11 protein-coding genes and 1 pseudogene are annotated in these 13284 nt (G+C 70.5%); 6 read left to right on the plus strand and 6 right to left on the minus strand.

Annotated elements, in window-relative coordinates:
- Position 1 precedes the first annotated feature (1 nt).
- A complete protein-coding gene (locus QQK35_RS18310; RefSeq protein ID WP_284255435.1) occupies positions 2-919 on the minus strand; it encodes an NADP-dependent oxidoreductase in 918 nt (305 codons plus the stop codon).
- Entirely contained in the window at positions 916-1269 is a 354-nt protein-coding gene (locus QQK35_RS18315) for a hypothetical protein (protein WP_284255436.1), read from the minus strand. Before QQK35_RS18315 ends, QQK35_RS18310 begins: the two co-directional genes overlap by 4 nt.
- Positions 1270-1362: 93 nt before the next feature.
- On the opposite strand from QQK35_RS18315, the gene QQK35_RS18320 reads away from it, so the two are divergent.
- Positions 1363-2046: a TetR/AcrR family transcriptional regulator gene (locus tag QQK35_RS18320; RefSeq protein WP_284255437.1), complete on the plus strand. Its 684-nt coding sequence runs from the start codon at positions 1363-1365 to the stop codon at positions 2044-2046.
- Here the strand turns inward: QQK35_RS18320 and QQK35_RS18325 are convergent.
- Genes QQK35_RS18325 through QQK35_RS18335 form a run of 3 tightly spaced genes read right to left on the minus strand, consistent with a single transcriptional unit; the run spans position 2019 to position 5546 of the window.
- Complete coding sequence (locus tag QQK35_RS18325) at positions 2019-3134, minus strand: bifunctional 2-methylcitrate synthase/citrate synthase (protein WP_284255438.1); 1116 nt, start codon at positions 3132-3134, stop codon at positions 2019-2021. The two genes, QQK35_RS18320 and QQK35_RS18325, sit on opposite strands and share 28 nt — an antisense overlap.
- 4 nt (positions 3135-3138) lie before the next feature.
- Positions 3139-4047: a methylisocitrate lyase gene (gene prpB / locus QQK35_RS18330; RefSeq protein ID WP_284255440.1), complete on the minus strand. Its 909-nt coding sequence runs from the start codon at positions 4045-4047 to the stop codon at positions 3139-3141.
- On the minus strand, positions 4047-5546 hold the full coding sequence (locus tag QQK35_RS18335; RefSeq protein WP_284255441.1) for an MmgE/PrpD family protein: 1500 nt from the start codon (positions 5544-5546) through the stop codon (positions 4047-4049). The genes prpB and QQK35_RS18335 overlap by 1 nt, the downstream gene beginning before the upstream one ends.
- Before the next feature lie 73 nt (positions 5547-5619).
- Here QQK35_RS18335 and QQK35_RS18340 point away from each other — a divergent pair, with 73 nt between their 5' ends.
- The 3 genes and pseudogenes from QQK35_RS18340 (at position 5620) to QQK35_RS18350 (ending at position 8737) form a co-directional block, all read left to right on the plus strand.
- Positions 5620-6159 carry a DUF3558 family protein gene (locus tag QQK35_RS18340; protein WP_284255442.1) on the plus strand — a complete coding sequence of 180 codons (540 nt, stop codon included), beginning with the start codon at positions 5620-5622 and terminating at the stop codon, positions 6157-6159.
- A gap of 31 nt (positions 6160-6190) precedes the next feature.
- Positions 6191-8160 (plus strand): annotated as a pseudogene (gene thrS, locus QQK35_RS18345) (threonine--tRNA ligase).
- A 7-nt stretch (positions 8161-8167) separates the two neighbouring features.
- Complete coding sequence (locus tag QQK35_RS18350; protein WP_284255444.1) at positions 8168-8737, plus strand: HIT family protein; 570 nt, start codon at positions 8168-8170, stop codon at positions 8735-8737.
- A gap of 52 nt (positions 8738-8789) precedes the next feature.
- On the opposite strand, the gene QQK35_RS18355 is transcribed toward QQK35_RS18350, so the two are convergent.
- The gene (locus tag QQK35_RS18355) at positions 8790-9488 is read right to left on the minus strand and encodes an IclR family transcriptional regulator (RefSeq protein ID WP_284255445.1); all 699 of its coding nucleotides are present in this window, start codon (positions 9486-9488) and stop codon (positions 8790-8792) included.
- A gap of 195 nt (positions 9489-9683) precedes the next feature.
- Between QQK35_RS18355 and QQK35_RS18360 the strand changes: the two genes are divergently transcribed.
- A complete protein-coding gene (locus tag QQK35_RS18360; protein WP_284255447.1) occupies positions 9684-10658 on the plus strand; it encodes a 2-hydroxyacid dehydrogenase in 975 nt (324 codons plus the stop codon).
- An 11-nt stretch (positions 10659-10669) separates the two neighbouring features.
- Positions 10670-12484: a hypothetical protein gene (locus tag QQK35_RS18365; RefSeq protein WP_284255449.1), complete on the plus strand. Its 1815-nt coding sequence runs from the start codon at positions 10670-10672 to the stop codon at positions 12482-12484.
- Positions 12485-13284 lie beyond the last annotated feature (800 nt).

Here is a 13284-nt window from a genome sequence, read left to right on the forward strand (position 1 = left end):
GTCACGGGCGCACGCTGATGACGGTCTTGCCTGTGCGCCGCGTCGTGGGGTTGAGCGCCGTGACGGCGTCGTCGAGGCTCGCGACCTCGCCGATGTTGGTGCGGAGCCGCCCGTCGCGCACGCGCTGGACGATCTCGACCAGTTGCGCGGGAACCGACTCGACCACGAAGTCGATGGCGAGGCCGTCGCGTGGCCGTGTCTCGGCGGGGCCGGTGATGGTCACGAGCGTGCCGCCGGCGCGGATCAGGCGGGCCGAGCGGGCCTGGATGTCGCCGCCGATGACGTCGAACACGAGGTCCACCTCGCCCACATCCTCCAGCGCCTCGTTGTCGAGGTCGATGAACTCGTGGGCTCCGTAGTCGAGCGCCTTCTCGCGATCGGCCGCGCGGCCGGTGCCGATGACATGGGCACCGGCTTCCCGTGCGAGCTGCGTGACCATCGTCCCGACGGCTCCCGCCGCGCCGTGCGCGAGCACGGTCTGGCCCGAGCGGAGCCGGCCATGGGTGACGAGCCCCTGCCACGCGGTGAGGCCCGAGATCGGCAGGCTCGCGCCGACCGTGAAGTCGACGTCGCCGGGCAGGGGCGCGAGATTGCGCGACTCGACGGCCACGTACTCCGCGAGGGTGCCGTCGCGGTGCCAGTCGGAGATCCCGAACACCCGCTGACCCACGGTCAGGCCGGTGGTCCCGTAGCCGAGGGCCGTGACCACACCGGCCAGCTCGTGCCCGAGGATCGCCGGCGACCGGTCGTGCCCGGACCGGTCCCGCCCGGTGGACGGCCATCCGGCCTCGGTGGGGACGTATCCCGACGCGTGCACCTCCACGATCACGTCGTTGATCGCCGCCGTCGGCTCGGGCCGCTCGAGGAGCGTCATGCCCGCTGCACCGGCGGCCCCGTCGGTCACCACGATCGCCTTCATCGGTCGCCCCCTGCCGCACCGTTGCGCTCGAGCTGCTGCACGTCCCAGTACAGGCATTCGACGAGGGTGCCGGCGGGGCAGTGCGGCGCCTCGTCGGCGTCGGAGGTGGTGGCCACCCGCGCGAACTCGCCGTGCGCCTTGGTGAGCAGCAGCGTGAACTCCTCATCGCTCACCGTGCAGCCCTCGACGCCGAGCCACTCCGTGAGCAGCGCCTCCACGTCCTGGTGGTACAGCCGGGAATCGGCCCACACGCGCTGGACGATCCCGGCGATCTGATCCTCCCGCGGGGCCGGCCCCGCTCCGTCCATGACGGGAAAGGTCTGCGCGGGCTTCGGCTTCCTGCTCTTCATGAGATCCCTGCTCTGCTCTGGCGTCCAACTGATCCCACAATGGTACAACTGGACGGAACCGTCCTGTTGGGTCGGTCTCGGTACCATGACCCCGTGCAGGAGAGCTCTCCGTCGGCCCCAGCGGTGCGGTTGACGGCGCGCGGTGCCAAGACCCGGGACCGGATCGTCGAGGCCGCCGCGGGCCTGATGCGGACGCACGGGGTGGGAGGCACGACGCTCGACGACGTGGTGTCGGCGAGCGACGTCAGCAAGTCGCAGTTCTACCGGCACTTCCCCGACAAGACCGCATTGGTCCGCGCGGTGATCGAGTACGTGGGGGAGCGGAAGATCGCCGGCGAGCGCGAGCGCCTCGAGGCCGTGCGCACGCTCGACGGGCTGCGGCGATGGCGCGACGCGATCGTGCACGACAACGCGCTCTACGACGGCCGGTACGGCTGCTCGCTCGGCTCTTTGGCGAACGAGGTCGCCGATCAGGATGCGATCGCGCGGACGAAGCTGGAGGAACTCTTCGCCGCCTGGCAGGAGCTCTTCGCGCAGGTGCTCGGACGGCTGCAGCGGGATGGCATCATCCCGCAGGATGCAGACCTCGCGCAGCTCGCCACCGGTTTCGTGGCCGCGGTGCAGGGCGGCTACCTGCTCGCGCAGACCTCGCGCGACGTCACGCCGATGGCGACCTCGATCGACATGGCGATCACGCATCTGCAGCTGCTCGCTCGGGCGGAGCGGGACGGGTCAGGAGCGGGCGACGATCACTCCCGGTCGGGCACCGCGCGCTGATCCGGGCCCACATACTCCGAGAGCGGGCGGATGAGCGCGTTGGAGGAGAGCTGCTCCATGACGTGCGCGGTCCATCCGGTCACCCGCGATGCGACGAACAGCGGCGTGAACACCTGGGTGTCGAAGCCCATGAGGTGGTACGCCGGCCCCGACGGGTAGTCGAGATTCGGCTTGATCCCCTTGCGGGCGTCCATGGCGCCGGCAAGCGTCTCGTACATCTCGAGCAGGTCGGGGCGGTCGTACTCGGCGACCAGCGTGTCGAGGGCGGCCTTCATCGTCGGCACGCGCGAGTCGCCGTTCTTGTACACCCGATGTCCGAAGCCCATGATCTTGCGCTTGGCAGCGAGCGCCTCGTCGAGCCACGCCTCGGCCTTGTCGGCCGTGCCGATCTCGTCGAACACGTGCATCACGGCCTCGTTGGCGCCGCCGTGCAGCGGGCCCTTGAGGGCGCCGATGGCGGCCGTGACGGCGGAGTAGAGGTCGGAGAGGGTCGAGGTCACGACGCGCGCCGTGAACGTCGACGCATTGAACGAGTGCTCCGCGTAGAGGGTCATCGAGACGTCGAACGCCTTCACGACCGTGAGATCGGGCACCTCGCCGAACGACATGTGGAGGAAGTTCGCGCTGTAGCCCAGGTCGTCGCGCGGCTCCACGAGGGGGAGGTCGTGGCGTCGGCGCTGGATGTAGGCCACGATCGCGGGCAGTTTCGCGAACAGCGTCAGCGACTTCGCGAGGTTCGCCTCGGGCGAAGAGTCGGCGGCCGTGAGGTCCTCCGCGCCGATGAAGCTCACCGCCGTGCGCACGAGGTCCATGGGGTGCGCCTCGCGCGGCAGCTCGTCGATCACGCGCTTGACCCGCTCGTCGAGGTGGCGCTGTGCGCGCTCCGACTGCTCGAAGTCGGCCAGCTGCCGGTCGTCGGGCAGGTCGCCGTGCCAGAGCAGGTGGGCGACCTCCTCGAACGAGCACTTCGCCGCGAGGTCCTGCACCGGGTACCCCCGGTACAGCAGCGAGTTGGTCTCCGGGTTCACCTTCGAGATCGCCGTCGTGTCGACGACGACGCCGGCCAGGCCCTTCTTGATGTCGGTCACGCGGTCAGCTCCTGTTGTTGGTGAGGTCGAAGGTGTACACGCCGTCGTCGAACGCCGCATAGCCGGCATAGTCGACGAGCTCGTAGAGCCGGGCGCGGGTCTGCATGCCGGGCAGCTGCGACTGCAGGGACCCCTCGGCGGCGAGCGCGTCGAGACCGCGCTCGATGGCGCCCATCGCGATCCGCAGCAGCGACACCGGGAAGATCACCATGTTGACCCCGACATCCTGCAGCTGCTGCACGGTGAAGAGGTCGCTCTTGCCGAACTCGGTCATATTGGCCAGGATCGGCACGTCGACGGCGGCGCGCATCGCCTCGAACTCGGCGAGGTCGGCCATGGCCTCGGCGAAGATCGCGTCGGCGCCGGCGTCGGCGAGGGCCTTGGCCCGCTCGGTCGCGGCACCCAGCCCCTCGACGCTGCGGATGTCGGTGCGCGCCATGATGACGAAGTCCGGGTCGCGGCGCGCCTGCACGGCCGCGCGGATCCGATTGACCGCCGTGCCCTCGTCGACGACCTCCTTCCCGTCGAGGTGGCCGCATCGCTTGGGGTTCACCTGGTCCTCGAGGTGCACGCCCGCGACGCCGGCGTCCTCGAGCAGTTGCACCGTGCGCGCGACGTTCATGGGCTCGCCGAATCCGGTGTCGCCGTCGATGAGGGTGGGCAGGTCGGTGGTCCGTGCGATCTGGGCGCCGCGCTGCGCGACCTCCGTGAGCGTGGTGAGGCCGATGTCCGGAAGCCCCAGCTCGTTGGCCATGACCGCGCCCGAGCTGTAGACGCCCTCGAACCCCTTCTCCTGGATCAGCGCCGCGGAGAGCGGCGTGAACGCGCCCGGGAAGCGCTGGATGGTGCCGCTGTCGAGACCGGCGCGGAACGCCTGCCGCTTCTGCGCGGGCGTGACGGTGGAGTGCAGCATCAGAACAGTCCCTTCGGGGCGGCGGGCAGGGCGGACTCCGCGACGACGTTGAGCGAGCGCACCTCGTCGGGCGTGAGCTCGGGCAGGCGCTCGGCGAGGCCGAGGAAGCGCTCGATCTCGTCCGCTGCGAGCACGCCGTCGGCCAGCATCCGGAACTTGGCGGCGTAGTCGGCGCGCGCGAACGGCCGGGCGCCGAGCGGGTGGGCGTCGGCGACGGCGATCTCGTCGACCACCGTGGAGCCGTCGGTGAGCACGGCCTCCATCCGGCCGCCGAACGCCTTCTCGCGCAGGTCGTTCGAGTGGTAGCGGCGGGTCCACTCCGGATCGTCGACCGTGGTGATCCTGCGCCAGAGCGCGACGGTGTCGGGGCGGGCGGCGCGCTCGGGGGCGTAGCTGGCCACGTGATCCCAGGCGCCGTCCTGCAGCGCGACGGCGAAGATGTACGGCACCGAGTGGTCGAGGGTCTCGCGGCTCGCGGCCGGGTCGTACTTCTGCGGGTCGTTCGCACCCGAGCCGATCACGTTGTGGGTGTGGTGGCTGGTGTGCAGCACGATCCGGTCGACGTTCGCCGGGTCGGCCAGCTCCGGATGCTCGGCATGCAGCCGACGTGCCAGGTCGATCCAGGCCTGCGCCTGGTACTCGGCCGAGTGCTCCTTGGTGAAGGAGTCCAGGATGGCGCGCTTGGCCTCGCCGGCCCCCGGGAGCGAGACCTCGTAGCGGGCTTCGGGACCGTCGAGCAGCCAGGCGATCACGCCGTCCTCGCCCTCCCAGATCGGCGACGGCGACGTCTGGCCGCGCATCGCGCGGTCGACGGCCTCGACCGCCATCTTGCCGGCGAAGGCCGGGGCGTAGGCCTTCCAGGTGGAGATCTCGCCCTTGCGTGACTGCCGCGTCGCGGTCGTCGTGTGCAGCGCCTGCCCGATCGCCTGGAACGTCACCCCCGGGTCGAGCCCGAGCAGCGTGCCGATTCCGGCCGCGGCGCTCGGCCCGAGGTGCGCGACGTGGTCGATCTTGTGGGCGTGCAGGCTGATTGCCTTGGCGAGGTCGATCTGGATCTCGTACCCGGTCGCGATGCCGCGTACGAGGTCCGTTCCTCCGCGGCCCGCGTGCTGCGCGACGGCGAGGATCGGCGGGATGTTGTCGCCCGGGTGCGAGTACTCGGCCGCGAGGAATGTGTCGTGGTAGTCGAGCTCGCGCACCGCGACCCCGTTGGCCCACGCGGCCCACTCGGGTGAGACGCGGTCGGTCACGCCGAACACGGATGAGCCGGGGGAGAAGGGGTGGGCGAGTGCCTGGCCCCGCGCGGCGATGACGGGCGCCCGCCCGATGGAGGCGACCGCGACGGCGGCGTTGTCGATGACCCGGTTGACGATCATCTCGACCACCTCGGGTGCGACGTCGACCGGGTCGGCCGCGACCTCCGCGATCCGCCAGGCGAGTTGCTCCTCGCGGGGGAACGCCTCGGAGCTCGGATGGGTGCGGACCTCGAACGACTTCATCGGCTCCAGCGTAGGCAGAACGGGAGGGGAGGGCGCTTACGGCGGCGTTACGAGGGGGTGATCGACTGCGGGCGTGCGCATCTTCCCGCTTCTGCCTGCCGCCGCCCTCGCTCTTGCTCTCGCTCTCGCTCTTGCTCTTGCTCTCGCCGCATGCTCCGCCGTTCCCGGCGCGACGCCGGCATCCTCCGGCGCGGGCGCCGCCTCCCCATCGCCGCACGAGTCCACGACTGCGTCCGCCGTGGCGACGGCCGCCGCTGCCGCCACCCCCGATCCGTGCGGGCTGGTCACGGAGGCGGACATCACATCCGTCACCGGAGCCGACCCGGGGCCCGGGAGGGCCACTCCCGCGGGGGTCTACCAGGCATGCGTCTACGGCAAAGCGGTCATTGTGACCGCGCGTGCAATCGATCGGGCGACGTTCGACACCAGCTCGATGCAGAATCCTGGCGCGCAGCGGATCACGGGGGCGGGAGATGCGGCGGTGACCGCGACCGGCGACGGCGGCACAGCCGTGATCGCGTGGCACAAGGGCGTCGAGCTCAACGTGCTCATCCCGGGAGGCACGGTCGACGCCGAAAAGTACCTCGTCGCGCGCGGGCTCGACCGCGTCTGAACCCGCGTCGCGCGCTCACTATCGTTGAGGGGTGAGCGCGCAGACCGGTTTCGACCTGTTCCCCGACCGCGCCGTGATCGCCCTGCGGGTGAACGGCGAGCTGAAGGACAAGGCGACCGAGCTGACGACGACGGACGGTGTCGAGCCGGTCCGGATCGACGAGCCGGACGGCCTGAACATCCTGCGACACTCCACCGCGCACGTCATGGCGCAGGCCGTGCAGCGCCTCAACCCGGAGGCGAGGCTCGGCATCGGTCCGCCGATCACCGACGGCTTCTACTACGACTTCGACGTCGCCGAGCCCTTCACCCCGGAGGACCTCAAGGCGATCGAGAAGGAGATGGAGCGCATCGTGCGCTCCGGTCAGCGTTTCGTGCGCCGGGTCGTGACCGAGGACGAGGCGCGCGCCGAGCTCGCCGGCGAGCCGTACAAGCTCGAGCTCATCGGCCTGAAGGGTCACGTCGGCCACGGCGAGGGCACGGGCGACGACAGCGAGTCGGTCGAGGTCGGCGGGGCCGAGCTGACCATCTACGACAACGTGGATCGCGAGGGCCGGACCGCCTGGAAGGACCTGTGCCGCGGTCCCCACGTTCCGAACACGGGCGCGCTCGGTGTCTTCCGGCTCATGCGGATCGCCGCCGCGTACTGGCGCGGCTCGGAGAAGAATCCCCAGCTGCAGCGCATCTACGGCACCGCGTGGGCGACCAAGGACGAGCTGCGCGGCTACACCGAGCGCCTCGCGGAGGCGGCCAAGCGCGACCACCGCAAGCTCGGCCGCGAGCTCGACCTGTTCTCGTTCCCCGACGAGATCGGCTCCGGGCTCTCGGTCTGGCATCCCCGGGGCGGCGTCGTGCGCATGGAGATGGAGCAGCACGCCCGGAAGCGCCACGTGGCGGCCGGGTACACCTACGTCTACACCCCGCACATCGCCAAGCAGGACCTCTTCCTGCAGTCGAACCACCTCGTCACCTACAAGGACGGGATGTTCCCGCCCATCCGCATGGACGAGGAGCGCGACGCCGACACCGGCGAGATCCTCAAGCAGGGCACCGACTACTACCTCAAGCCGATGAACTGCCCGATGCACATCCTGATCTACAAGGAGCGCGCCCGCAGCTACCGCGACCTGCCGATGCGGCTCGCCGAGAACGGCACCGTCTACCGCAACGAGCTCTCCGGCGCCCTGCACGGGCTCACCCGCGTGCGCGGCTTCACCCAGGACGACTCGCACCTGTTCGTCACCCCCGAGCAGCTCGAGGAGGAGGCGACCAAGGTGCTGGAGTTCGTCATCTCGATGCTGCGCGACTTCGGTCTCGACGACTTCGAGCTGGAGCTCTCGATGCGCGACGACCACAAGGACAAGTGGATCGGGTCCGACGAGTTCTGGGAGTACTCGACCAACGCGCTGCGCAACGTCGCCATGGCATCCGGGCTCAAGCTCATCGAGGTGCCGGGGAGGCCGCGTTCTACGGTCCGAAGATCGACCTGAAGACGCGGGATGCCATCGGCCGCGTGTGGCAGCTCTCGACCGTGCAGGTCGACCCGAACCTGCCCGAGCGGTTCGAGCTGGAGTACACCGACCGCGACGGGCAGCGCAAGCGGCCCATCATGATCCACCGTGCGCTGTTCGGCTCGATCGAGCGGTTCTTCGCGATCCTGCTCGAGCACTACGCGGGCGCGTTCCCGGTGTGGCTGGCGCCCGTGCAGGTGGTCGGCGTCCCCGTCGCCGACGAGTACGCCGACTACCTCGGCGAGATCGTCGACCGGCTGAAGACGGAGGGCGTGCGTGCCGAGCTCGACGCGAGCGACGACCGCATGCAGAAGAAGATCCGCAACGCGACGCAGCTGAAGGTGCCGTACCAGCTGATCGCGGGGGAGAAGGACCGCGACGCCGGCACGGTGAGCTTCCGGTTCCGCGACGGCACGCAGGACAACGGGGTGCCCGTCGACGAGGCGGTGCGCCGCATCCGCGGGGCCATCGACACCCGGGCGCAGGTCTAAGCCGCGGATGCGCGACTACGACGGCACCGACTACCCATCCGTCGAGCCGGCGGACCGTCTGGCCGGCGTGCCGGACGGGCTGCAGCGGCTCTGGACCCCGCACCGCATCGCCTACATCGAGCAGTCTCCGCAGGAGAAGGCGGCCACGCCGTGCGTGTTCTGCGCCGCGCCGATGATGAGCGACGAGGAGACCCTGATCGTGCACCGCGGCGAGACCGGGTACGTGATCCTCAACCTGTTCCCGTACAACAGCGGCCATCTGCTCGTGGTGCCCTACCGGCACGTCGCGACGTACGACCTCGCGACGGCGGAGGAGACGCACGAGATCGCCCGGATGACGCAGACGGCGATGCGCGTGCTCGCGGCGACCTCGCATCCGCACGGCTTCAACATCGGCATGAACCAGGGCGCCGTCGCGGGCGCCGGCATCTCGGAGCACCTGCATCAGCACGTCGTGCCGCGGTGGGCGTCGGACGCCAACTTCCTGCCGATCATCGGGCAGACCAAAGCGATCCCGAAGCTGCTGGGCGAGGCGCGCGAGGAGCTCGCGCAGGCGTGGCAGCAGGTGTCCGACTAGATCGAGGTCGCGGCGCCGCGGAACTCCCGCACGAACTCGTCGAGCGCCGCCTTCAGTGCGTCGCCGCGATCGGCGATGAGGCCTTCGTCGCCCGTCTGCCCGGAGATGCTGACCCCGAACACCTCGCCCCCATCCGGAACGCGACGCCGTTGCACGCGAAGCCCATCTGATACTCCTCGCGCTCGATGCTGTAGCCGCGCTCGGCGGCCGTTCGCACGTCGGCACGCAGGGCGTCGAGGTCGGTGATGGTGTGCGGGGTGTACACGCCGAGCGGCGGCGTGAGACCTATTTCGCGGGCGTCGTCCACACCGACCAGCGCCAGGACGGCCTTGCCGATCGAGGTCGCGTGCAGCGGCATCCGGGTGCCGAGCGAGGAGTACCGGACCACGGAGTCGATCGCGTCGACCTTGTCGATGATCGTCACCATGCCCGCCCGGAGCATGCCGACGTGCACGGTGCAGCCGAATCGACGCGACAACGCGGTGGTCCACGGGCGCAGCGACCTCGGGACGTCGATGCCGGCGATCGCCGCCTGGCCGAGCTCGGCGAGCCGGGTTCCGAGCGCGTACTCGTTCACGCGCGGATCGCGGCGCACGAGGCCGTTGCGCTCGAGCACGCGAAGCGTGCGCAGCACCGTCGTCTGGTTCGCGCCGAGCTCGTCTCCGATCGCGCTGAGCCGCAGCGGCCCGCGGCTCGCGAGCAGCCCGAGCAGGTCGAGGGCTCGCTCGAGCGATTGCAGTTCGTACGCCACGTGACCTCCCGTCGTGCGTGCCCGCAGTCTTTCACATAGCGAAGTAGGAATGCACATGGTGCTTGACATCCCCTGCGCGGTCTCGTTGACTGATCGCATAAGCCGCAACTGGCTTTCACATACTGAAAGTATTGATCTACGATGCCTCCCCAGCAGCGAGCCGACGCACATCGCGCGCGCTGCGTGGTCACGCGGATGCTGCCCGGCACGGCCCTGGATCGGCTGCGCGAGCGCCACGACGTGCTCGTGTGGGAGGGCGAGCTGCCCCCGTCGCGGGAGGCGCTCGTCGGACTCGTCCGCGACGCGGAGGGGCTCCTCGCGCTGCTGACCGACCGCATCGACCCCGAGCTGATGGATGCGGCACCGAAGCTGCGCGCGGTGTCCAACTACGCCGTGGGCTTCGACAACATCGACGTGGCGGGCGCGACCGCGCGAGGCATCGCGATCGGCAACACGCCCGACGCCCTCACGGACGCGACCGCCGAGCTCACCCTGGCTCTGCTGATGGCACGGGCGCGGGGGATCGTCGAGGGCGACGCGTTCGTCCGGTCCGGAGCATGGCGCACCTGGTCGCCGACGGCATTCCTCGGCGCCGGCCTCACCGGGGCGACCATGGCGGTCATCGGTCCCGGTCGCATCGGCACCGCCGTGGCGGATCGCGCGCGCGGCCTCCGGATGCGGGTGCTCGTCCAGGGCAGGCAGGACTCCCGGGAGCACCTGCGCGCCGTGCTTGCCGAGAGCGACGTGGTCTCGTTGCACTGTCCGCTGACGCCGGAGACCGCGCTCCTCATCGACGGCCGGACGCTCGCCTGGATGAAGCCCGGCGCCATCCTGATCAACACCTCGCGCGGCGGCCTCGTCGACCTGGATGCCGTCGCCGACGCACTCGACGCCGGCCGCCTGGGCGGCGCCGCGCTGGACACCATGGATCCCGAACCGGTGCCGCTCGGCCATCGCATCCTGAGCACGCCGCGCGTGACGGTGACCCCGCACATCGGGTCGGGGACCGCGGCCGCGCGCGCCGCGATGGCCGATGCGGCCGTCGACAATCTGCTCCTCGCCCTCGACGGCGAGCGCATGCGCTTCCCGGTGAACACCGTGGCGGGCAGAGCGAACGCGTCCTCCACGCCCGTCCCGCCGTCCACCTCTTCGACCGACCGTCCAATCTGAGGAGTCCTATCGTGGTCCACGTCGTCACCGACGACCATTCGCTCGCCGCCCGCCCTCCGATCGCGTGGGCGCTGGAGCACCATCTCGCCGATCGGGACGAGGCGATCGCCCTCGTGTCGGAGCCCGGTGCCCCCGCCGAGTCGTATCGCGTCACCGCAGGCGACCTGCTCACGGTGAGCGCCGCCGACGACCGCGGCTTCGTCTACGGAATCCAGGAGATCGCCGAGCGCCTGCGCGACGGCGGGATCGCCGACGAGGTCACGATCACCGGCCGGCCCGCCGTGCCGATCCGCGGGCTGGTCCGCTCCTTCTCCAGCGTGCACGAGGACACGCCGTGGTTCGTCGACCGGGAGTTCTGGACGGAGTACCTCGACTTCCTCGCGGACTGCCGCTTCAGCCGGTTCCACCTCGCGCTCGGGATGCAGTACAACTACGGCGCCGACCGCAACGGCGCCACCGACAACTACCTCTGCTTCGCGTACCCGTTCCTGTTCGACGTGGACGGCTGGGAGGTTCGCGCGGAAGGCGTCCACGCGGCCGAGCAGGCCCGCAACCTCGCGGCACTGCAGTACATCGCCGCGGAGACGAAGCGACGGGGGATGGACTTCCAGCTCGGGCTCTGGAACCACGCCTACGACTACGGGCGCGACTCCCGGCACTGGTACCCGATCACGGGCCTGACCCCCGAGACCCACGCGGCGTACTCGGCCGCGGGGCTGTCGCGTCTCCTGCGCGAGGTGCCCGAGGTCGACGGGCTGAGCTTCCGCGTCCACTACGAGGGCGGCATCCACGAGAACGCCCACGAGGTGTTCTGGGACGCGATGTTCCAGGCCGCGTCGGAGGCCGGCCGCCCGCTCCAGATCGACATGCACGCCAAGGGCGTCGACCAGGCGCTGCTGGACGCGGCGGACAAGCCGAACATCTCGCCGATCCTGTCGGGAAAGTACTGGGCAGAACACCTGGGCCTGCCCTATCACCAGGCGCGGATCCGGCACCGTGAGGCGGCGCGGCCGATCCCGCCGGGGCACGAGATGAAGGGCATCACCGAGTTCAGCCGGCGCTTCACACGGTACGGCTACGGCGACTTCCTCCGCGAGGACCGGGTCGTCGACCTCATGTTCCGGATCTGGCCGGGCACCCAGAAGCTGCTGCTCTGGGGGATCCCGCGATCGCGGCCGGCTACGGCCGGTACGCGACGTTCGGCGGGAGCGCGGGCGTCGACTACTGCGAGCCTCTGTTCTTCAAGGGGCGCAAGGGCAGCGGGATCGTGGGCGGGCGCGAGCCCTATCTGCGCGAGGACCTCCGCCTGGGCGGTCGCGAGTGGCGCAAGCACCGCCACAGTTACACGCTCATGGGGCGGCACCTGTACGACCCGGCCGTGCGGGCCGAGGCCTGGCGGGCCCCGCTGCGCGCGCAGTACGGTGACGCCGCCGAGCTCGTCGAGGCCGCGCTCACGCCCGCCAGCCGCATCCTGCCGCTCGTCGTCGTGGTCCACGGGGTCAACGGCTCGAACAACGGCTACGCACCGGACATGTACGTCGACCTGCCGATCTCGGCGGGGCTGGGGTCCGAGCACTACGCCAGCGACACGGACGCGCCGACCAACTGGGGCGCGGTCAGCCCGTTCGACCCGGAGATGTTCGTCATCATCGACCGGTTCGTCGAGGATGCGCTCGCGGGCCGCCCGACGGCGGCCTACACGCCGCTGGAGGTCGCCGACCGGATCGACGCTCTGTGCGATCAGGCGGAGGCTCCGCTGGCCGGGCTCGGCGCTTTCCGGTCCTCGGCGGATGTCGAGCGGGCGTCCGTCGACATCGCGATCCTGATCCGGCTCGGCCGGTTCTACGCCGAGAAGCTGCGCGCGGCGACGAGCTATGCCGTATGGCGTCAGGCCTCGTCCACGCTCGCTCTGGACGAGGCGATCGCCCACGCGCGTCGTGCCCATGCGGCGTACGCCGGGATCCTGCCGCTCGTCGACGGCGTCTACCGCGACGAGCTGGCATTCGGCGTGGAGCGCTCCGAGCACGGCCATTGGCGTGACCGCATCCCCGACATGGAGGCCGATCTGGCCGAGCTCGAGGCGGAGCGCGCGGCGGCCACGGCCTCCGACGCCGCCTCCGGCGCCGACGCCCTCGACCTGACCCGTGGTCCGCGCCGGGACGGCTGGGCCCTCGAGCACGACGCGCCCGCGTCGTTCTCGCGCGGCGCCGCCGTCCCGATCGCCGTCCGCTCGACGGGTGTTGACGCTGCGCGGCTGCATTACCGGCACGTCGACCAGTCTGAGTCGTGGCAGGTGGTGGAGCTCGAGCGGGACGGCGACGTGTTCGCGGGGAGATCCCCGCCGAGTACACCGCCGGGACCTACCCGCTCATGTACTACGTCACCGTCTCGACGGAGGCAGGCGAGGACCTCTATCCGGGCCTGTCCGACGACCTGTCGACCCAGCCGTACTTCGCACTCGCGAGCGAGCAGTCGGAGCGCGGAGCGGGGTGGGTGACCCCGAACCGCCGATGAGTGACGAGCCGAGGGCGGGCGAGCCCCGCATCGGCGAGGTGGGGTCGAACACACGTTCGAATGTGTGGTAGACTGGGCCTGCTCGTGCCGGTCATCTGATTCGCGTCGAAGG

The organism is Pseudolysinimonas kribbensis, from assembly GCF_030161895.1.
In the GTDB taxonomy this organism is placed as follows: Bacteria; Actinomycetota; Actinomycetes; order Actinomycetales; family Microbacteriaceae; genus Pseudolysinimonas; species Pseudolysinimonas kribbensis.

Excerpts from the sequence above, each read along its gene's own strand:
- QQK35_RS18310 (WP_284255435.1), bottom strand. The coding sequence starts at position 919 with ATGAAGGCGATCGTGGTGACCGACGGGGCCGCCGGTGCAGCGGGCATG.
- QQK35_RS18335 (WP_284255441.1), bottom strand. The coding sequence starts at position 5,546 with ATGAAGTCGTTCGAGGTCCGCACCCATCCGAGCTCCGAGGCGTTCCCC.
- QQK35_RS18315 (WP_284255436.1), bottom strand. The coding sequence starts at position 1,269 with ATGAAGAGCAGGAAGCCGAAGCCCGCGCAGACCTTTCCCGTCATGGAC.
- QQK35_RS18350 (WP_284255444.1), top strand. The coding sequence starts at position 8,168 with ATGCGCGACTACGACGGCACCGACTACCCATCCGTCGAGCCGGCGGAC.
- prpB (WP_284255440.1), bottom strand. The coding sequence starts at position 4,047 with ATGCTGCACTCCACCGTCACGCCCGCGCAGAAGCGGCAGGCGTTCCGC.
- QQK35_RS18360 (WP_284255447.1), top strand. The coding sequence starts at position 9,684 with ATGCTGCCCGGCACGGCCCTGGATCGGCTGCGCGAGCGCCACGACGTG.